We start from the raw sequence: 20,268 nt of genomic DNA, 5'->3' as shown, positions 1-20,268 counted from the left end.
CAAGGAGGCGCTTAAATTGCCCTGAAATGAATAAACCCCAGTGAAAACACTGGGGTTTATCAGCAGTCTGGGGAGCCTTTAGCTCCCATTTTTAATTGATAATCAGCAAGGCGAAACGAATACGTTAGAGCGTCTCCCGCTTAACTAATCCTGCGGCACCTGTCTAATACGACCATTGTCATCCATGGCCACATAAATAAACGTTGACTCACTGACTTTGGTAAGTTCATCGTAAAATGTATTTTGGCTCCATACTTCTACTTGTACGTGAATGGATGAGCGGCCAATTTCCTTTACTTTTGTGTAGCAGCAAATGGCATTCCCTGATTTTACCGGGGATAAAAAGGCTGTGGCTTCACTGGCTACCATGGTAACGCGACCTTTAGAGATCATGCGTGCAGTATCTTCTGCGGCTGAATCCATCTTACCCAATACCCAGCCGCCACTGATATCACCGTTTGCGTTGCAATCGGCTTGAGCGGGAATAATGCGCAGTGTTAACCTGCCATTAGGTAAGGGGGTATCTTCAGTAAATTCATTCATGGGGATATCTTATTATGTTTATTAATGAGAGCCGTTTTACTCCCATTGGTTTTGCAATACAAGCGAACACATTGTTGTTGCTCACAATCCCATGAATCATTTCTCAGTCATGGAAAAAACTGTGAACCATGGGGCTTTTTAGTGCCCCATTACGTTAGTTATAAATTTGGTCAGGCAGCCATGTGGCTAGCTCAGGAATACATGCCAGCAGTATTAACACCATTAATTGGATGACAATAAACGGCATGACGCCTTTGTAAATGTCCATACTCTTCACGGTGTCACCAGCGACGCCTCTTAAATAGAACAAAGCAAAGCCAAAGGGTGGTGTTAAGAAACTGGTCTGCAAGTTAATGGCGATCATGATACCCAGCCAAACAGGGTCTAACCCCATGGCTAATAACACGGGTGCAACGATGGGTACCACGACAAATGTGATTTCGATAAAGTCTAAAATAAACCCTAAAAAGAAGATAACGACCATGACCACAATGGTCGCTCCGATTACACCACCAGGCATATCCTGAAAGAAGCTTTCAACTAATTCATCACCGCCATAGCCACGGAACACAAGGGAGAATACCGCGGCCCCAAAGAAGATCATAAACACCATGGCGGTAACATTTAAGGTGCCATCCATGGTTTCTTTTAGTTGTTTAATGCTTAAGCTCTTGTTCAAAAATGCAAGCAAAGTGGCACCAATGGCGCCCACGCCTGCCGCCTCGGTGGGTGTGGCAATGCCGCTTAATATGCTGCCCAATACAGCGATGATTAACAAAAGTGGCGGTGCCATTTGTTTAATGGCTTGCCCCCAGCTCGCATTATGATCGGTTTGGGCCATGGCGGGGGCGACTTCCGGCTTAAGCCATGCCAGTACGAGTACGTACACAATGTAGGCGACGACTAAAATCAGCCCTGGAATAACGGCACCCATGAAGAGGTCCGCCACCGAAATGGTTTCAGGGCTAAAAATCCCCATTTTAAGTTGTGCTTGTTGATAAGCGCTTGAAAGCACATCAGCGAGCAGAATAAGCGCCATAGAAGGCGGAATGATTTGGCCTAATGTGCCGGTGGCGCAAATGGTGCCAGTGGCTAAAGCCGGGCTGTAGTTGTTTTTTAACATGGTGGGCAGTGTGATCACCCCCATGGTCACTACAGTGGCACCTATGATGCCAGTGCTGGCAGCGAGCAGCATGCCCACTAGAATCACAGAGATCGCCAAACCGCCGCGCATAGAGCCAAATAAGCCTCCCATGGTTTTAAGTAGGTTCTCGGCAATCTTGCTCTTCTCAAGCATGATGCCCATAAACACAAACAGTGGCACCGCAATCAAGAGCTGGTTGCTCATGATGCCAAATAGGCGATTTGGTAAGGCTTCTAAAAAAGCGCCGTCAAACTGTCCTGTAATAGTGCCTAGCAGGGCAAACATTAATGCCACGCCCGATAGGGTAAAGGCCACTGGGTAGCCAAGCATTAATACCGCACATACAACAAGAAACATCACAAAAGGCATATATTCCATTACACGGCCTCCTTATTGATATTTTTAAGGGCTAGGCTGTGGCGAATCAAATTGGCGATACCCTGTAGGCTTAACAATATAGGCATGAGCAATAACAGCCCCTTTAATAGATACAAGAAAGGCAGGCCATTACCTTCAACACTGCGCTCACCCATGGCAAAACTGCTGCTGACGTAAGGCAGACAAATCATAAAAATAAAACCGCAGGTGGGTAGCAATAAGAGCAATGTGCCAAATAAATTAACCAAGTGTTTGTTACGCTCGCTCATATGTTGGTAAAACACATCGACTCGCACGTGGGCGTCTTGCTGCAAGGTATACGCAGCGCCGAGCATGAATAAGCTGGCGTGAAAATATGTCATGGTTTCTTGTAGGGCGATGGGTGACCAATTAAATAAATAGCGCAGCGCGACAACCAATGCCGTGTTGATAACAAGAATAAGACCCAAGTAACGTGTGGCTAAACCAATTCGGGTAATCAGTGTTTCGATATAAAGCTGGATTGAGGTCATATAAGCAGCTGATTAGTAAAAAATGCTGGGCATTATAACCATGTTTTAACACTGTGTTGGGGATAAAAGACGCGGCATGTCAGTATTCATGCAGGCTTGCAGTTGTTTTGGTAATAAGCCGCCAATATTACGGGATTGTGACTGTATGACAGCTTGTAATATTACTGTCACATATGTGAAATATATTAGGTAGCGTACATAAAGCGAATAACTCCAAAAGGAGAGAGCAAATGAAACTAACAAAACTACTTGCATCAATGACCTTAGCGGCAAGCGCCATTAGCTTACCAGCTATGGCGGCTGTCGATGCCGACATCCCAGCTTACACCAAATCTAGCGGTGTATCTGGTAACGTATCCAGTGTGGGTTCTGACACGCTAGCTAACATGATGACGTTATGGGCTGAAGGATTTAAACGTGAATATCCAAATGTGAATATTCAAATTCAAGCGGCCGGTTCTTCTACTGCGCCTCCAGCGCTTACTGAAGGTACTTCAAACCTAGGCCCGATGAGCCGTAAAATGAAAGATAAAGAAATTGAGTCTTTCGAAAACAAATTTGGTTACAAGCCAACAGCGGTTCCAGTTGCCATTGATGCTCTAGCGGTATTCGTAAACAAAGATAACCCAATCAAAGGCCTTGAGATGAAAGAAGTGGATGCCATCTTCTCTCGTACACGCAAATGTGGCGTCGCTAAATCAATGGATACTTGGGGCGATGTCGGCCTATCTGGCGCTTGGAGCGGTAAAAAAGTTGAGCTTTACGGTCGTAACTCTGTATCGGGTACTTACGGTTACTTTAAGAAAATTGCTCTTTGTAAAGGTGACTTCAAAAACACAGTGAAAGAACAGCCTGGTTCAGCGTCTGTTGTACAAGCCGTATCTTCATCAGTAAATGGCATTGGCTACTCAGGTATGGGATACCAAACCTCGAGTGTTCGTGCTGTGCCGTTATCTAAAAAAGGTGGCGATTATATTTCTGCAACGCCTGCAAACGCAGTAAACGGTAGTTACCCACTGTCTCGTTTCTTGTACGTTTATGTAAACAAAAAGCCAAATAAAGAGCTTGCGCCAATTGAGCGTGAATTCTTAAAAATGATTTTGTCTCAACAAGGTCAAGGCATTGTTGCAAAAGATGGTTACATTCCATTACCAGCAAAAGTGGTTAAGAAAACGCTTAAGAGCTTAGGTTTGTAATATAGCTAGTTGATGATCATGCAGTAAAAAACGCTCGGGGGATTTATCCCCCGTTAGCGTATTTGATGAACCCGTTATGTATATAACACTCGGCAATGCCGCTACAATGGCCCGCCGTTTTAGCTAACAAAGTGATAAAGCGAATTATGAGTACGCCTTCAACACCCGAAATTAATTTTGATACGCCCGCCTTGAGACGTCATCGTAAGGGCCGTGCGATTAAAGACCAGCTTGCAAAAGGTGGTATTGCCGTTGGTGGCCTAAGCATTATTGGTGCTGTGCTATTAATTTTCTTTTATTTACTTTACGAAGTGGCACCTATGTTTGTGCCAGCCGATGTTGAGCAAAAGGCTCAATACGACATCCCTAGTCAACAGGCAACATCTGCATCCCCCACATTATTATTAGCCATGGAAGAGCAAGCCGAAGTGGCGTTGCGAATTCAAGGCAATGGTGATTTCACCTTTTTTGCAGTAGAGAATGGTGATGTCATTAAGCAGTATCGCTTACCGTTGCAAGGTGATATCAGTGCATACGATATCAATACCCAAGCTTCTCGCGAAATGGCGTTTGTTAACAAAGATGGCGATGTGTTCATTGCCAAGCACAACTACCGAATTACCTACCCAAACGACGTGCGTTTGATTACGCCGAAAGTTGATTTTCCATATGGCGAAACGCCATTACAGATATTTGATCAGCCAACCAAAGTTAAAAATATTTCATTACGTGATGGCGAAGATGCGTTTGTTTTAGCCGCCATCGACGAAACAGGGTTGCTGCACGTAACACGTTTTAATAAAGAAGTAGATTTCTTAAGTGATGAAGTGGTGCTTGAATCTGAGCGCATCACCTTGCCGAAAATATCAGGCGACATTAATCAAGTTGAAATCGATCAAGGCATGAACTGGATGTTTGTGTTGGCCGATAAACGACTATTGCATGTTATTAATTTAGAGCGTGGCGCATTAGAGCAAACCGTGACGCTGGATGATGTGGGGGTGATTACCAGTCTGGATATGCTATTAGGTGAGAACTCACTGTTAATTGGTACCAGCACTGGCCAAGTGAGCCAATGGTTCATGGCACGTAAAGAAGGCAAGTGGCGTTTACAACAAGTACGTAACTTTGAGATGCAACACGGTGAAGTGAAAACCATTTCAACTGAGCAACGTCGTAAAGGCTTCTTTGTTGCCAGTGTTGAAGGTCACGTAGCAATTTTTCACAGTACTGCCCATCGCACCCTATTTAATGAAAAATTAGTCGATAGCGAAATCGTCAATCTGACGATTAGCCCGCGTGCGAAAGACTTATTAATCGAAACTGAAGACGGCAAGATTACCCATTTTAAAGTCGATAATGAGCACCCAGAAATCTCATGGTCATCTATGTGGGATGAGGTTTGGTATGAAGGTTATGAAGGTGACACATACACTTGGCAGAGCTCGTCTTCATCATCTGACTTTGAGCCTAAGTACTCCTTGGTGCCTTTGGTGTTTGGTACGTTAAAAGGTGCTTTTTACGCCATGATGCTGGCTGCACCACTTGCTATCGCGGGTGCAATTTATACCGCTTACTTCATGGCTCCAGCTTTACGCCGTAAGGTCAAACCGATCATCGAATTAATGGAAGCCTTACCTACGGTTATTTTGGGTTTTCTTGCAGGCTTGGTATTAGCGCCTTTCATTGAAAATAATTTGCTCGGCATTTTTATTATGATGATCGTGGTGCCCATCGCCATGTTAGCGTTTGGTTTTACTTGGGTGAATTTGCCCGCCAAGATTCGTCATGCGGTGCCAGATGGCTGGGATTCAATCTTACTGATTCCGGTTATTATTTTAGCGGTTTATGTGGCTATTCAATTTAGCCCAGCCCTTGAAAGCCTATTCTTTGGCGGCTCAATGACAACTTGGTTGAACAACGACCTTGGCGTGACCTTTAGTCAGCGTAATGCCTTAATCGTTGGCCTTGCCATGGGCTTTGCCGTGATACCAACGATTTTTTCCATCGCTGAAGATGCGATTTTCAGTGTGCCAAAATCCTTAACCTATGGTTCACTTGCCTTAGGTGCAACCCCTTGGCAGACCATGATCAAAGTTGTTTTGCCAACCGCGAGCCCTGGTATTTTCTCTGCCCTAATGATTGGTCTAGGCCGTGCGGTAGGTGAAACCATGATCGTATTAATGGCAACGGGTAATACACCGATTACCGATATGAATATTTTTGAAGGCATGCGTACCTTGGCCGCCAATATCGCGGTAGAAATCCCAGAGTCTGAAGTGGCCAGTACCCACTATCGCATTCTTTTCCTAACCGGTTTTGTCTTGTTCTTGTTTACCTTTGTATTCAATACCGCAGCTGAAACCATACGTCAGCGTTTACGCACTAAATACGGTCAGTTGTAGGAGATCGATTCATGAGAGTTTCAGTTAAAGAATGGATTAAATCCGGCTCACCATTTATTTGGTTAAATGCCGGTGCTGTCTCCATTAGTATCATTATGGTGTTGGGTTTAATTGGGTTTATTGCGGCAAAAGGCCTTGTGCATTTTTGGCCGGGTAAAATCATGGAGGCCACTTATATATTACCGGGTAACACGCCTGCTATTGTGATGGGTCAAATTAGCGATAGCGAGATGGTGCCTCAGTCACAACTAAAAGCCATTGGCTTGAATACCGAAGATGGCGCCACAGAAGCCAAGCGAATTTTAATTAAAGTGGGTAACCGCGATGTTTATGGTGGCGACTTCCGCTGGGTACTTGAGCATCACCTAAGTAATATTGATTACCCTGAAAAAGCCATGGCGATTGAACGTCGTGAGTGGGGTAATTTTTACGGTTTCTTAGATAAAGTCTATGAAGGTGAAACACTGGTTGCAGATGGTCAGCAAGATCATGATAAGGCATGGCAGCATTTTCAAACCTTAATTGAGCGTGCATTGTCCATTCATGATGAAATCATTGATATTCAAAAGCATGACATTGGCGCGATTAACTATGAGATTGAACGCCTACGTTTAAAGCAGCGTTCTTATGAGTTAAAAAATAACTACGGCGAAGAACAAAAAGCCGAGCTAGAGCAGGCGCGTCAAGCCCTCGATGCTGAGTATCAAGGTTATCAAGCACAGCTTAATGCGCTTTATGCCGCGTTGGCCCGTGACCACTTCACCGCCATCGAAATGGGTGGACAAAGTGTGCATATCGAAATGTCCGAAGTCGTTCGTGCATTTGAACCAAACAATATGAGCTTCTTTGAAAAAGTCGGTCATTACTTTTCTAAAGTGGGTGAGTTTTTAGGTGACGACCCTCGCGAAGCCAACACTGAAGGTGGGGTCTTCCCTGCGATTTTTGGCACCGTACTTATGGTTATTTTAATGGCCATCATGGTGACGCCTTTGGGCGTCGTGGCAGCAGTGTATCTTCGTGAATACGCCAAGCAAGGCACCATTACCAAGATTATTCGCATCGCTGTGAATAACCTAGCCGGTGTGCCATCGATTGTTTATGGTGTATTTGGTCTAGGTTTCTTTGTGTACTTTCTTGGTGGCACCATTGACGAACTCTTCTACCCAGAAGCATTGCCGTCACCAACATTTGGTACCTCTGGTTTGTTATGGGCATCCATTACCTTAGCGCTGTTAACGTTGCCAGTTGTGATTGTTGCCACGGAAGAAGGTTTAGCCCGTATTCCGCGTATGATTCGTGAAGGTTCTTTAGCGCTGGGTGCAACCAAATGGGAAACCCTAACCCGCGTTATTTTACCGATGGCAAGCCCCGCCATGATGACAGGTGTGATCCTAGCTGTTGCCCGTGCCGCAGGTGAAGTAGCTCCCCTTATGTTGGTTGGTGTAGTGAAGTTGGCGCCAACCTTGCCACTAAATGGCAACTATCCATTTTTACACCTTGATCAAAAATTCATGCACCTTGGCTTCCATATTTATGATGTGGGTTTCCAAAGCCCGAACGTTGAAGCGGCTCGCCCATTGGTATACGCCACGGCATTATTATTAGTGATTGTGATCGCCTTATTGAATTTATCTGCGATTTATATCCGTAACCATCTACGTGAAAAATACAAATCATTAGAGATGTAACGTCATGGATGCAACGCGAGCGTAGGGATGTGCAGCAGCGACATGTTTCAGATCAGTCACGACTAAACTGAAACATGTGAAACCGAATTTAAAAATATAGTGAATGAAATAATGACACAAACAACAGAGAAAAAAGGCCACAGTCTTGATATATCTTCCATGGGTCGCGAATCAAAGCATCTGGATATCAGCAAAGAAATTCCAGCGCTAAAAGTAAATGATTTGCGTCTAAGCTATGGTGATAAAGAAGCACTACACGGCATTGATATGATCATTCCGAAAAAACGCGTAACCGCGTTTATTGGACCATCGGGTTGTGGTAAATCAACGTTATTGCGTTGTTTTAATCGTATGAATGACCTAGTAGATGGGTGCAGTATTACGGGTGAAATCTTACTGGATGAGCAAAATATTTATGAAAAAGGGGTCGATGTTGCCGAGCTGCGTCGTCGTGTTGGCATGGTATTCCAAAAGCCAAACCCATTTCCAAAAAGCATTTATGAAAATGTGGCCTATGGTTTGCGTATCCAAGGGATTAATAAAAAGCGTCAAATTGATGAAGCCGTTGAATGGGCATTAAAAAGCGCAGCCCTTTGGAACGAAGTAAAAGATCGCCTACACGAAAGTGCCTTGGGCATGTCAGGTGGTCAGCAGCAACGTCTTGTGATTGCTCGTACCATCGCGGTGAAACCTGAAGTGCTTTTACTAGATGAGCCAGCTTCTGCACTAGACCCTATTTCAACATTAAAAATCGAAGAGCTGATTCACGAACTGAAAAACGATTTCACCATTGCTATCGTAACGCACAATATGCAACAGGCCGCTCGCGTCAGCGACTATACTTCTTTCATGTATATGGGTGACATGATTGAGTTTGGTGATACCGATCAAGTGTTTACCAACCCACAGAAGAAACAGACCGAAGACTACATTACGGGTCGTTACGGCTAGGCAGTAAACCACACGCAAATTGATTGGCTCTGGCTTTGTTAAATGCCTCGTGATTGATAACTGAATACACGAGATTTTTGGCTAGATCAGAGCGACGCCATAAACCCTGTTGTTCGTCATCATAAACGAAACAGTGCTTGGCAAATGATATTCAGCTAGACATAGCTAAGGGGAAAACCATGGACTTAACAAACGATGCCCATACTGACCACATCAGTCAGCAATTTAATGATGAGCTAGAACGTGTAAAAAGCCACGTATTAGAAATGGGTGGCTTGGTCGAACAGCAAGTTGGCGATGCGATTAAATCGTTGATTGAAGCCGACAGCGACCTTGCGGTGAATGTGCGCGCCACCGACAAACGCATTAACCAAATGGAAATCGACATCGACGAAGAATGCACACGCATTATCGCCCGTCGTCAGCCAGCAGCCAGTGACCTGCGTTTAGTGATTGCAGCCAGCAAAGCGGTAAACGATCTAGAACGCATTGGCGACGAGAGCGCCAAAATCGCTCGCCTAGCCATGAAGCTATGTGAAGAAGGTGAATCCCCCCGTGGTTACGTTGAGATTCGTCACATTGGCGACCGCGTACGTCGAATGACACAAAGTGCACTCACCGCGTTTGCGCGCCTTGATGTGGATACCGCCTTTGCCGTGGCACAAGAAGACAAAGACGTAGACCGCGAATATGAAAGCGCCATGCGCGAAATGGTCACCTTCATGATGGAAGATCCGCGCTCAATTAAGCGTGTGATGAATGTGATCTGGTCGCTACGTGCCCTTGAACGCATTGGCGACCATGCCCGTAACATCGCTGAGAACGTGATCTACCTTGTTAAAGGCAAAGACGTACGCCACATCAGCATTGATGAAATGGAACGCGTGGTTGATCGCAACTGATAGCGTGACTGACCACGCCATTTAAGGAATAAGCTTCAGCGGGCATGTGGATAACTCGCTGAAAGCCGCTTGAAACCTAAGCCTTTGAAAGTATTTGAAAAAATCTTAAAAACAGTGAGAGAAAAGGCTTGACCCCGAAGCAACTTCTCCATAAAATGCGCTCCAATTCGTGCCGACATAGCTCAGTTGGTAGAGCAACTGACTTGTAATCAGTAGGTCCCGAGTTCGACTCTTGGTGTCGGCACCACGAATTTTTAAAGCCCGCTTAGTAATAAGCGGGCTTTTTTTTTGCTTAAAAATTCTTAAATATGTAAATGGTCAAATTTTCACCAAAAGGGCCATGATACGTAAAGCGACTCTTTGTAAATAAGGAAATTTTATGACCAGTCCAGTTTCTATCCGTTTTATTTGTATATACATCTGTATAAGTTTTCTGTGTTCATGTGGTTCGGGAAGTAACAACCCTGCAAACGATAAAATACTCCAAGAGAACCGTATATCGTTTGAGCAGACTAATAGAATGTCTTTAGATGTCGGACAAACCTATCAAAACGCTGCTTCGGCCCTAGGTAACGGGGATATAATCTACTCAAGTAGTAATACTGATGTTGCGTCCGTTAGTAAAGAAGGATTAGTTACGGCACACTCTGTAGGTAATGCTCAAATTATGGCAGAGCAATTTGCAGATGAAAACTTTCCACAAGTAAGTAGTACCTACCAAATTCAAGTAGGATTTACCATGGTCGCTTGGATGGGTGAAGAAAATACAGTATTGAATTTACCAGAAGAAGTAGAGGGTCTTCAGTTATATCGAACAAAAAATTTCGAGTGCGATTTTTTAAATAATTCAAACTGTAACTCTGGGTTGCTCAATTATTTATCTGTTGGTTCGGTAAATGATGAACTAACAACGTTAAATGACAAAACGTCTTACCATTTTACTAATGAAAACAAATCAAGTGGTTTAAATCTTAACTTCCCTTTAGAAGAGTTAACAGGGAAATCTAATGGAAGTATTGTCTCATTTGATAACAAAGTTTGGATAATAGGTGGTGTAGATGGCACATCTGATTATCTTTGGGATGCAGGTGCTGAAGCCTGGTCTACCGTTGATGGTGTCAACTGGAAGAAGGAGTTAGACAATGCTCCATTTGGTAAGCTTTATGATGCTAATAGTATTGTATTCCAAGATAAAATTTGGCTATTCGGTGGTCTTGTTAATATTGATAGAAATTCAAGCGAAGCGTCATTAAAAGCTTGGGCATCATTGGATGGAAAAATTTGGAATCAAGTTGAAACAAATTTTCCATTTGAAGACGCATTACAGCACATATTTGAGTTTGATCAAAAACTATGGGTAGTTACTAAAGACAGCCAAGAAAATTCGATACATATTTGGTCAAGTAATACGGGTAAAAACTGGACGAAACTTGAGCACAACATACCTTTGGATGAATTAAACTCTAACATAGTTGAATTTAATGGTCGTTTGCTTGCTTTAGGCATAAAAGGAATTATTTGGGTTTCTGAAGATGGCATTACTTGGAAAAAAGTAGAAATAGAAGTTTCACGAGTCAACGAAAAAGGATTTCAAAATTTTCCTAGTGGAAACATTTATAAATTAAATAATAAATTATATTGCTATAACTTTGGATCAGAGATGTGGCTGTCAGAAGATGGGTTTAGTTGGAAAGAATTTAACTCCTCTTTTGATGATGAGAATCGCTCCTCTTTTGAAGGAGAAAAGGTGGTACATCAAAATCAAATATGGAATATCAGTGGTGAATATGGCCGTGATGGTAGACGTGTAGTTAATCAGGTTGAAATTTCTTCAGATGGACTACAGTGGTTAGAGTTAGAAAATACACCGGTACCTTTTAATTCAAGATCTAAAGTTGTTTTTTATAAAGACAGGTTTTTATTGCTTGGAGGCTATGCAGGGCACTATGCAGATTATAAAGATATTCAAAGGGCTAAGCATATTTACTCTTCGAATGATGGTTTCAATTGGACATTAGAATCGGAGCAAGCTGAATTTGGCCTAAGAGAATATTTTAAAACAGTTGAATATCAAGATAAATTGTGGCTACTAGGTGGTTATGGATACAATTCAAGTAATCGTAATAGAGAAGAAAAAAATGATATATGGTTCTCTAACAATGGAATTACTTGGGGGAAATCTGAAAAAAAACTGCCAATTAACATTTCTAATAAACGCTCAAGTTCTGAATTGGTTGCTTTTAAAGAAAAACTTTGGCTATTTAATTCTGAATATTCTGAAGAACTCAAGTTGAAAACTGTCTCTGTTTGGTCTACTACAAATTTTAATGATTGGCATAAAGAAGTTGAATTTAATCTGAAAGACAACAGTTATGGTTGGTTAGGTGTAAATGTATTTAAGGACCAGCTATGGTTACAAGAAGGTAAATTTACTCCCTCTGGGCTATTGGGGTATAAGATAAGTAATTTTTGGAATAGTCGCGATGGGAAAACTTGGGAAGAAGTAAACTTTGAGTTACCATTTATACCCAAATCCCCTGATGATTTAATAGTAAAAACGTTGAATGGTCAGCTGATAGCTATAGGTGCAGATAATTGGGATGCCCCTTTTATGTTAACGTCTTCTGATGGATTTGATTGGAATCGCATTGATAACAATTCAATTGCTAACATAAACGGTAGATCTTATGGTCAGCAATATGTTGTTGCAGATAATAAATTATGGGTGTTTGGTGGTGGTATATTATTTCTTAGAAATAAATCACCTGGACTTTCTTTTAGAGTAAACCCTAGGCCTATTATCTGGCGATCAGAAGATTTAGAGCATTGGGAAAAAGGCGTTAAAGTTAGAATCAATTTATTTGATAAGTAAATAATCTTATTATCCTAAGCCTTCTTTTTTGTAAGGCTTATTTATTTTAAAACCGCACACTTAAACTCAATGAAACGCCGCTTTCGAACCCTTCACTGCTCAAATGCAATTGCACGGGCACATCAGCTAGCGCGCCGTTATCAATACCACCTTGTGATACATACCAAAGTGCGGCTGTTGCAGCCTGTACTGTGTCTAGTTCTTGTTCATTCATGTTGATGCTGTAGCTGCCTTCGATGGCTTGAAAAGAACATGGGCTTTGCGCCACCTGGGTGTATGAATACTCCGGCAGTTGTTCAAGTTCGCTGTTCGCATTACAAAACGAAAGCGGTGCCATGACCAAAGCCGTAACCGCTGCCACTTTACGCAGCCAGTGTTGCTTAATAAGAGTACGACGTACTTTCGATTTATTGGTGTGGCCTAGCGCTACTAATGATTTGCCCAGCGTAAGCTGATGCTGTTGCTGATAAATCAGGGCTTCTTCTAACTGACTTTGAGTAATGATGCCTCGGCTGGTCAGTAAATCTCCTAAGCGATAGTTTTGATTCATGAGACAGTCCGTTTCAAATTCTGGGGTGAGATTAAGTGTGACACAAACCCCAAATCTCACTAGGGGGGCGCTATATTATTGGGCTATAGCAAACCACTTTACATATAGCCCTAAAGCATCCATTACAGAGTGTATCTGGCTCAATAAAAATATTTTTACTAAGCAATTCAATGATTTAAGTTTTATTTTTATTGCGTCTGAAAAATGCGCCAAAAAAATGAATTACAAATCCCTACACGGCTCAGTGTAAAGATCGCCTTTTGGTTTCAAGCAAAAGTCGAGTTGTGGTGCTTCTTTGTCATGCTGTTCGAGTGATTCATTCCTTAAGATGTCTGTCGAGATGAAAATATGATGTCTTGTGATACTTCTGTTAGAACTCTGTGAAGGCTGTGTTAACTCTTTCATTTAATGTTGATCCTGTAGTTATTCATTACTCACTGTTTAAGGATCTCACATGAAATTAAAATCTCTTGTTCTGGCGATGCCACTGGCTTTTTCTTCGGCTGCGTTTGCGCAAGTTGTGGATTTAGAAATCACTAACTTGACCCACGGCATGCATTTCACGCCGATTTTTATTAACGCCCACAGTGCAGGCACTCATGTGTTTGAAGCGGGCGCGACTGCATCGTCGGCTGTTCAGGCCATGGCCGAAGGGGGCTCAATCGCCGATTTAGTATCAGGCGCGGCTGCGGGCTCGATGACATCAGAAAACCCAGCGGCTGGCTTATTAGCCCCATCTGTTTCGGCGGACGTGATGAATTTCGATACGGGCTCAAACACGCACTTATCCCTTACCGCCATGTTGCTACCAACCAATGATGGTTTTGTGGGTTTAAATGCTTGGGAAATTCCTCAAACAGCGGGCACCTACACGGTTTACTTGAATGCTTACGATGCCGGCACAGAAGCCAATGATGAAATCATTGTGGGCATGTCAGGTGGGCCTTCTGGCAATGCGGGCATTCCAGCGGCACCCGGTGGCGATGCAGGCACAGGTGCGACTGGCGTGACGAGCAGCGAAACCAATGCCATGGTTCATATTCACCGCGGTAATGTGGGTGACACAGACAGCAATGGTGGCATCAGTGATGTCGATAGCCGCATTCACCGTTGGTTAAACCCTGTTGCCAAACTTGTTGTTACTGTTAAGTAATCGGAGCCTCATTATGAATAACATAAAATGGAATCATGCTCTGGCATTCGTCACCATGGCCAGTGTGCTCAGTGCATGTGGCAGCGGTAGCAGCAATAGCGGTGGTGATACCGATGCACCAACACCTGCAAATTATGAAATCACGCTTACCAATGTCACCAGCAATCAACCCTTATCACCGGTTGCCGTGCTGATGCATTCACAATCGTATCGCCTTTGGTCAGTTGGGTCGCCCGCGTCTGTTGCGTTAGAAACGTTAGCAGAAGGGGGCGCGAATGCAGATGTGCTAGCACTTGATGATGTCAGCAAGCAAGCCATGGCATCGGGTGCAGGGGCGATTATGCCGGGCGCTTATGAAACGCTATTGGTGACGCTCGATAACCCAACAACAGCCACGTATTTGTCGGTGAGCACCATGCTAGTGAATACCAATGACGCGTTTACAGGTGTCACTGGTTTGTCTATTGCTGATTTATCGATGGGCGAATCCGCCACAGTATCATTGGGTGTTTACGATGCTGGCACAGAAGTGAACAGCGAATTAGTGAATACCATTCCCGGCCAAATGGGCGAAGGCTTTAATGCTGAGCGCACCGATACGAATGTGGTTTCTAGACACCCAGGCGTAGTGGGCAGTGATGATGGCCATAGTGCGTCTGTGTTAGACAGTCGTCATAAGTTTGATAACCCAGCTGCGATACTCACTGTAACGCGTGTAAATTAAGCCATGTAAATTTAGCGGGAACTTGTACGTTGTATGGCCGTCAGATTTTCGATGGTCATACAGGGATTCTGTGTGATGTTGTTAGTTTTATTTAACCGGTACAGCATTCATGGAAAAGCGCATTCTCGTCATTGAAGATGATCATGACATCAATAACCTCCTCACAATGAACCTCAAAGATTTACAGCACTCAGTTGATCCCTGTGATCATGGCGGGCGAGGTTTAGCCATGGCAATGCAAGGGCAATACGATGCCATTGTATTGGATATTATGTTGCCAGAAATAGACGGCTTAGAAATTTGCCGAGAACTGAGAGCGCAAAAAATTAATACGCCCATATTAATGTTAACTGCGCGCGACAGCGAAGCCGATCGAGTGGTCGGCTTAGAAATGGGCGCAGATGATTACCTCTCTAAACCGTTTAGTATTCGCGAACTGCAAGCGCGTATTAAAGCCATGTTGCGTCGTTCCGATATGATGCAAGCTAAGCCAGCCGAACACGAAGAGACGTTGAAATTTGATGGGTTAAAAATCGTTATCTCAAAACGAAAGGTCTTTTTAAGCGATCAGCTAATCGAATTAACCAGTATAGAGTTTGATTTGCTTTTATATCTGGCACGCCAACCTGGTTTAGTGTTTAGCCGTAATCAATTGCTCGATGGCGTATGGGGTTATCAACACAGCGGCTACTCACACACTGTTAACTCCCATATTAATCGTTTGCGCAATAAATTAGAGCATGATCCATCGAACCCTAAATATATTTTAACCATTTGGGGTGTAGGGTATAAATTCAGTGATACATAAATTATTTTCATCGTTTTACAGCAAGCTATCGTTACTGCTATTGGCGTGTTTTATGGTCATTGCGGTGGTGTTAACCATACTGGCTCAAACGTTAACGCAAGACTATCAAAGCGAAATTGAGCAAAAGCTGCATTTAAAATTAGCCGAACATATTATTCACGATAATCAATTGTTCAATGGCAATGACATTCATTACCCTGCGGTTAAACATGCATTTAGCAGTATGATGATATTAGGCCCCAGTTTTGAATTTTATGTGATTAGCCCGACGGGCAAGATATTGACGTATTCAGCTGATCCCGAGCGCATTAAGCGATCGAACGTCGATATTGCACCCATTAATGATTTTATAAAAGAACGCAAACCGTTTCCTATTTTGGGGGATGACCCTCGCTCGCCCGATAAGCAAAAAATATTTTCTGTTGCCCCTATTTATGCAGGCCAAGAACTAAAAGGGTATTTGTATATTATTATTGGCGGTGAAATTTATGATGACATTGCGAGCTTATTGCAAAATAGCCATATCGTGACATTAGGAGGCTGGAGCGTCTTACTTATTTTGTTCATGACATTAATCGTGACATTATTATTGTTTGCTATGTTAACTCGGCCGTTACGTCGTTTGACGTCGGATATTGAAGCGTATCGTGAAAGTGGATTCGAAAATACATCAATGCCGTTAAGTCAATGGAAAGCCGATTCAAATGATGAAATAGAACGGCTTGGTAATAGTTTTAACGAATTAATTGATGTGCTTAATAATCAGTATCAAAAAGTTAAAAACACCGACGAATTAAGGCGCGAACTTATCTCTTATGCCAGCCATGACTTAAGAACCCCACTGACGTCTTTGCAAGGCTATCTCGAAACCTGGCTACTTAAACACGGTAATACAGATAATGGTCGTGCGCTAATTGAGGTTGCCATGAAAAACGCAACTAACATTAGCGAACTTATCGAACAATTATTTGAACTGGCTTATCTTGATAGCGGCGATGCTAAATTGCATAAAGAACCCATCTCCATGTCAGAATTAGCCCAAGATGTCATAAGCAAGCGCTTACTCGAAGCGAATGAAAAAAACATACAGCTTGATGTTCATCCAAAAGAATCCATTATTTTATTAATGGGGGATTACCAAAAACTGAATCGCGTATTGAGTAATATAATTGATAATGGCATGCGCCATTCTATGAGTGGCGATAAAATTGAAATTCGATTACGGGACGTAGGTGAACAGCGCTGGGCCATCGAAATACAGGACTCAGGCGTTGGTATTCCATCCGATGAAATCAATGATATCTTTTTAAATCACTTTCGTGCGAGCAACAGTATAAAAGGAAAAGGCGAAAACAGCGGGCTGGGGTTATCTATTTGTAAACGGATAATAGAACTTCATGGCAGTGAACTTCATGTGACTAGCACGCTGGGTAAAGGCACATGTTTTTACTTTTTTTTAGATGAAGCTAATGCGGTTATTACCCGTTAAAGCGTCACTCTAATACATATCTTGGTCGTCATTTGACGGCCAATCCAATAAAAAATCGATCTGTTCATTCATAATATTGTGCATTATTAGCATGCGTATCGCATTTCTTGTGTCGCATCATGACGCAAATTGAAAAACACTCAATCCAATCTAAACTGACAGGCACTCACAGCCGTTATCGCTGGCAGTTTGTGCCGATCAATGCTGCTCAATATATCTACGAGGAATCTCATGAATGGGATAACAGATCTTTTATTGCAAGCAAACGCATGGTTAAAACCTTATAGCATGCAATTGGCCGTGGCATTTGTGGCGACATTATTAGTAATTTATGGTGATGCCATTAATAAAACCGTGAGAGTGTTTGTAAAGCCTTATCCATTTGTGGTGCGTATCATGGCGTTTGTTGTGTTGTGCACACTGGGTTACGGAGCATTAACGGTTTGGGGGTCTGCGCAAGTGCATAAATTAATACATCAAATACCGGCTGTCTTTTTTGCACCTGTGGTGTTAACCGCGTTTATTATTTTGGGTGCATTAGCCGAGCGTTTTCACAAAAAAGGCTAGGGTGCCTTTCAAGCTTATGACGGTGTCTTTATACTGCGCGCTCATATAACAAAAATAATAAGCCGTTATGAAAAAAATTCTGTTAGTTGTATTCCTTATGCTCAGCCAAAGTGTGTTGGCGTTTAGCGACCTTGGCCACAAGATGGTGGCCGCTGCGGCGTGGCAGCATTTGACCCCATTTGCAAAACAATCGGTGGAGCGCTTACTGGGTTCTGGCGAGCATAATTTTGTTCAAGCCAGTGTGTGGGCCGATAAAATAAAAAGTAATGAAGACTTTAATTACTTAAAACCTCTGCACTACGTCAATATGCCAAAAAACGCTTCTAACTATGTGAGAGCCCGCGACTGTAAGAAAAACAAGTGCGTGGTTGAAGCTATTAAAGACTTTAGTCAGATTGCCAAAACCGGTAGCAAGAAAGAGCAAACGCTTGCACTAAGGATGCTGATTCATTTAATTGCAGATGTGCACCAACCATTGCATGCCGGTTTGTTTGAAGACAGAGGCGGTAACTGGTACGAAATAAAATACCAAGACAAAAGCATATCGTTGCATAAATTTTGGGATAACCAACTGGTTAAGCGTTTTGATAAAGACGTTGTATCTGGTGCCAATAAAATCGTCGCTGACCAAATGAGCGTCAATGTAAGTAACCCAGTAAAATGGGCAGAAGAGAGCCATCAAATCACGGTAAATTCTGTCTATTTAGCGCCCGAGAATACGTTACTGAGCGATGAATATTTGTTAATGGCAGATAACATCATTGAGAAGCAACTGCATCGTGCATCTTGGCGTTTAGCCATGTGGCTTAATACGTTGTGGTAAATGGTACGTGGTAAAAATAGGGGGAATTCAGCATTAAACCAGTCCATGGTTATAAGCGCATCATGCGTTGCTGAATCTGTCTTCCGTGAAGTGTGCCATCCTGTGGCGAATCATCCTGATTACGGCATCATCCAATGATGCACTCCTTGGCTTACTTCATCCTAGAAATAAGCGTTTAAATCGGTTGTCTGTCCGTTTGACGTTTACTTTTCATCCTGAAAAGTAGGTGTTGCTGATTACATACCCATCCTAGGTATATCAATCAAAGCACCGTTAAAAGGTCCCACCTTTTAACTGAATCCATTCTGTCTTAACGCTTTATTATTCCTTAAAAAAGCGGTGGAAGCTAAAGTGACAGGAAATATCAATCCTAGTTATTCCCTGTCAAAGCACCCTAGGTCCACCTTCCAATAGCGGTCTATCAATCCTTCGTCACACTTCCGTGTTAACCAGTTAATCCGTTACTGGCATCCTTGTTGGTTCGTCCTGAACGGGCTCTAATTTAGCAAAAAACTGAACTTTGTCTGTGTACTGCGGACACAAATATATGATCACTTATAGTGCGATATTATTGGCCTTAGCAACGGCGCAGGCTGTAGGGCAGCTTTAGTCCGTTTGGCGTAATATCGTGTAGTAATATCTTCTTATTTCTCACAATCCGTGTAGGAGATCTCCTACAAATGAAATAGACCATTGCTTACTAGGCCATTTGCATCATTCACCACTACACTTACAAAAAATAACTGAATGCCTATGTTTGCCTTTATATCGTTACAACAACTGCCATTACTCAAACAGCTGCGCTTGCCGTTTTGTTCAGTTATTGAGCTAGATGATCCATTTATTGAAAATAAAAGGGTGCACATGCCCGGTGCCAATCAGCCGCTAAGTGATAGCGAATTTGCTGCAGCCATCGAAAAAATGTACCAAGCGCTTGAGCCTCACATTAAGGCGATGGTGACGTTTGAATATTATTTAGAGCAAACCAAGCAAAAACGAGATCTTATCGAAAAACAAATTCAACGCCCTAAGACTCCTCAACAGCTGGGGCTGGCATCACTTGATGAATATAAAAAAGTCGCCTGTCTAAGGGTATATAAAAACATTTATCAACAGGGGCTATGGCAAAGTCTCGGCGCAGATACGGGCGTTGCGATTAAGCTGAACGATGAACACCCATATTTCCGACAACCTAGCTTTAATGACAAGCCGCAATTATTTCAGAGCCTTGTATACGACGATGCTCGCCCGCCGTTGCCATCAAAGCAGAGCCCGTTTCCGGCATTATTTCGTCGAGCTGAGCACTTTGCATACGAGCAAGAGTGGCGCTTACTTCGCCCGCTTAGTGTGCTTGATCAAAACAAAGAAGGGCAGCTCAATAGCAAGATACCTAGGGGCTTAATAACGGGAATCTATGCCGGTTTAAACTGCCCAGATGAAATATTGGGTTCACTACAAACGCTGGTGACACAAGATTTGCAGTTTCGAGGTATGGATTTAAAACAAATTGGCGTGAGTGAAACCCACCTACGATTAGTGGCGACAGGGGTCAACTTATAGTCG

17 protein-coding genes and 1 tRNA gene are annotated in these 20,268 nt (G+C 42.9%); 14 read left to right on the top strand and 4 right to left on the bottom strand.

Going from position 1 to position 20,268, the window contains the following annotated elements; genetic code table 11:
* Positions 1-144 precede the first annotated feature (144 nt).
* From ACU6U9_RS06215 to ACU6U9_RS06205, 3 genes are all read right to left on the bottom strand, one after another.
* On the bottom strand, positions 145-543 hold the full coding sequence (locus ACU6U9_RS06215) for an acyl-CoA thioesterase (RefSeq protein ID WP_446734185.1): 399 nt from the start codon (positions 541-543) through the stop codon (positions 145-147).
* 154 nt (positions 544-697) lie between these two features.
* Positions 698-2,065, bottom strand: coding sequence for a TRAP transporter large permease (locus ACU6U9_RS06210; protein ID WP_446734184.1), 1,368 nt, complete (start codon positions 2,063-2,065; stop codon positions 698-700).
* Positions 2,065-2,577 (bottom strand): TRAP transporter small permease subunit, encoded by a 513-nt coding sequence (locus ACU6U9_RS06205; RefSeq protein WP_446734183.1) that lies wholly within the window; start codon positions 2,575-2,577, stop codon positions 2,065-2,067. Before ACU6U9_RS06205 ends, ACU6U9_RS06210 begins: the two co-directional genes overlap by 1 nt.
* Positions 2,578-2,807: 230 nt before the next feature.
* Between ACU6U9_RS06205 and ACU6U9_RS06200 the strand changes: the two genes are divergently transcribed.
* The 7 genes from ACU6U9_RS06200 (at position 2,808) to ACU6U9_RS06170 (ending at position 12,591) form a co-directional block, all read left to right on the top strand.
* The gene (locus ACU6U9_RS06200; protein ID WP_446734182.1) at positions 2,808-3,773 is read left to right on the top strand and encodes a PstS family phosphate ABC transporter substrate-binding protein; all 966 of its coding nucleotides are present in this window, start codon (positions 2,808-2,810) and stop codon (positions 3,771-3,773) included.
* Between the two features lie 146 nt (positions 3,774-3,919).
* Positions 3,920-6,178 carry an ABC transporter permease subunit gene (locus tag ACU6U9_RS06195; protein WP_446734181.1) on the top strand — a complete coding sequence of 753 codons (2,259 nt, stop codon included), beginning with the start codon at positions 3,920-3,922 and terminating at the stop codon, positions 6,176-6,178.
* An 11-nt stretch (positions 6,179-6,189) separates the two neighbouring features.
* Positions 6,190-7,866: a phosphate ABC transporter permease PstA gene (gene pstA, locus ACU6U9_RS06190; protein WP_446734180.1), complete on the top strand. Its 1,677-nt coding sequence runs from the start codon at positions 6,190-6,192 to the stop codon at positions 7,864-7,866.
* Between the two features lie 159 nt (positions 7,867-8,025).
* Positions 8,026-8,817, top strand: a complete 792-nt coding sequence (gene pstB, locus ACU6U9_RS06185; RefSeq protein ID WP_446735063.1) for a phosphate ABC transporter ATP-binding protein PstB — start codon at positions 8,026-8,028, stop codon at positions 8,815-8,817.
* 179 nt (positions 8,818-8,996) lie between these two features.
* The gene (gene phoU, locus ACU6U9_RS06180; protein ID WP_446734179.1) at positions 8,997-9,719 is read left to right on the top strand and encodes a phosphate signaling complex protein PhoU; all 723 of its coding nucleotides are present in this window, start codon (positions 8,997-8,999) and stop codon (positions 9,717-9,719) included.
* Positions 9,720-9,890: 171 nt separating this feature from the next.
* Positions 9,891-9,966: transfer RNA gene (locus tag ACU6U9_RS06175), tRNA-Thr, on the top strand.
* A gap of 132 nt (positions 9,967-10,098) precedes the next feature.
* On the top strand, positions 10,099-12,591 hold the full coding sequence (locus ACU6U9_RS06170) for an Ig-like domain-containing protein (protein WP_446734178.1): 2,493 nt from the start codon (positions 10,099-10,101) through the stop codon (positions 12,589-12,591).
* 46 nt (positions 12,592-12,637) lie between these two features.
* Here ACU6U9_RS06170 and ACU6U9_RS06165 read toward each other — a convergent pair whose 3' ends face one another.
* Entirely contained in the window at positions 12,638-13,141 is a 504-nt protein-coding gene (locus tag ACU6U9_RS06165; protein WP_446734177.1) for a hypothetical protein, read from the bottom strand.
* A gap of 454 nt (positions 13,142-13,595) precedes the next feature.
* On the opposite strand from ACU6U9_RS06165, the gene ACU6U9_RS06160 reads away from it, so the two are divergent.
* The 7 genes from ACU6U9_RS06160 (at position 13,596) to ACU6U9_RS06130 (ending at position 20,265) form a co-directional block, all read left to right on the top strand.
* Positions 13,596-14,294 (top strand): spondin domain-containing protein, encoded by a 699-nt coding sequence (locus ACU6U9_RS06160; RefSeq protein WP_446734176.1) that lies wholly within the window; start codon positions 13,596-13,598, stop codon positions 14,292-14,294.
* A gap of 13 nt (positions 14,295-14,307) precedes the next feature.
* Positions 14,308-15,018 (top strand): spondin domain-containing protein, encoded by a 711-nt coding sequence (locus tag ACU6U9_RS06155; protein WP_446734175.1) that lies wholly within the window; start codon positions 14,308-14,310, stop codon positions 15,016-15,018.
* A gap of 109 nt (positions 15,019-15,127) precedes the next feature.
* The gene (locus tag ACU6U9_RS06150) at positions 15,128-15,826 is read left to right on the top strand and encodes a response regulator (RefSeq protein WP_446734174.1); all 699 of its coding nucleotides are present in this window, start codon (positions 15,128-15,130) and stop codon (positions 15,824-15,826) included.
* The gene (locus ACU6U9_RS06145; RefSeq protein ID WP_446734173.1) at positions 15,816-17,315 is read left to right on the top strand and encodes an ATP-binding protein; all 1,500 of its coding nucleotides are present in this window, start codon (positions 15,816-15,818) and stop codon (positions 17,313-17,315) included. The genes ACU6U9_RS06150 and ACU6U9_RS06145 overlap by 11 nt, the downstream gene beginning before the upstream one ends.
* Before the next feature lie 231 nt (positions 17,316-17,546).
* Positions 17,547-17,882 carry a DUF3392 family protein gene (locus tag ACU6U9_RS06140; protein WP_446734172.1) on the top strand — a complete coding sequence of 112 codons (336 nt, stop codon included), beginning with the start codon at positions 17,547-17,549 and terminating at the stop codon, positions 17,880-17,882.
* A 67-nt stretch (positions 17,883-17,949) separates the two neighbouring features.
* Positions 17,950-18,705 (top strand): S1/P1 nuclease, encoded by a 756-nt coding sequence (locus tag ACU6U9_RS06135; protein ID WP_446734171.1) that lies wholly within the window; start codon positions 17,950-17,952, stop codon positions 18,703-18,705.
* Positions 18,706-19,458: 753 nt separating this feature from the next.
* A complete protein-coding gene (locus ACU6U9_RS06130; RefSeq protein ID WP_446734170.1) occupies positions 19,459-20,265 on the top strand; it encodes a hypothetical protein in 807 nt (268 codons plus the stop codon).
* Positions 20,266-20,268 lie beyond the last annotated feature (3 nt).

This window comes from Pseudomonas sp. HK3 (assembly GCF_052920985.1).
Note: the sequence above shows the minus strand (reverse complement) of the source record. Positions and strands in the feature narration are given on the sequence as shown.

Bases quoted from the DNA above. Each gene is read 5' to 3' on its own strand.
- ACU6U9_RS06130 (WP_446734170.1), top strand. From the start codon at position 19,459: ATGTTTGCCTTTATATCGTTACAACAACTGCCATTACTCAAACAGCTG.
- ACU6U9_RS06135 (WP_446734171.1), top strand. From the start codon at position 17,950: ATGAAAAAAATTCTGTTAGTTGTATTCCTTATGCTCAGCCAAAGTGTG.
- ACU6U9_RS06140 (WP_446734172.1), top strand. From the start codon at position 17,547: ATGAATGGGATAACAGATCTTTTATTGCAAGCAAACGCATGGTTAAAA.
- ACU6U9_RS06170 (WP_446734178.1), top strand. From the start codon at position 10,099: ATGACCAGTCCAGTTTCTATCCGTTTTATTTGTATATACATCTGTATA.
- ACU6U9_RS06160 (WP_446734176.1), top strand. From the start codon at position 13,596: ATGAAATTAAAATCTCTTGTTCTGGCGATGCCACTGGCTTTTTCTTCG.
- ACU6U9_RS06215 (WP_446734185.1), bottom strand. From the start codon at position 543: ATGAATGAATTTACTGAAGATACCCCCTTACCTAATGGCAGGTTAACA.
- ACU6U9_RS06155 (WP_446734175.1), top strand. From the start codon at position 14,308: ATGAATAACATAAAATGGAATCATGCTCTGGCATTCGTCACCATGGCC.
- ACU6U9_RS06210 (WP_446734184.1), bottom strand. From the start codon at position 2,065: ATGGAATATATGCCTTTTGTGATGTTTCTTGTTGTATGTGCGGTATTA.
- ACU6U9_RS06165 (WP_446734177.1), bottom strand. From the start codon at position 13,141: ATGAATCAAAACTATCGCTTAGGAGATTTACTGACCAGCCGAGGCATC.
- ACU6U9_RS06150 (WP_446734174.1), top strand. From the start codon at position 15,128: ATGGAAAAGCGCATTCTCGTCATTGAAGATGATCATGACATCAATAAC.
- phoU (WP_446734179.1), top strand. From the start codon at position 8,997: ATGGACTTAACAAACGATGCCCATACTGACCACATCAGTCAGCAATTT.
- pstA (WP_446734180.1), top strand. From the start codon at position 6,190: ATGAGAGTTTCAGTTAAAGAATGGATTAAATCCGGCTCACCATTTATT.
- ACU6U9_RS06205 (WP_446734183.1), bottom strand. From the start codon at position 2,577: ATGACCTCAATCCAGCTTTATATCGAAACACTGATTACCCGAATTGGT.
- ACU6U9_RS06195 (WP_446734181.1), top strand. From the start codon at position 3,920: ATGAGTACGCCTTCAACACCCGAAATTAATTTTGATACGCCCGCCTTG.
- pstB (WP_446735063.1), top strand. From the start codon at position 8,026: ATGGGTCGCGAATCAAAGCATCTGGATATCAGCAAAGAAATTCCAGCG.
- ACU6U9_RS06200 (WP_446734182.1), top strand. From the start codon at position 2,808: ATGAAACTAACAAAACTACTTGCATCAATGACCTTAGCGGCAAGCGCC.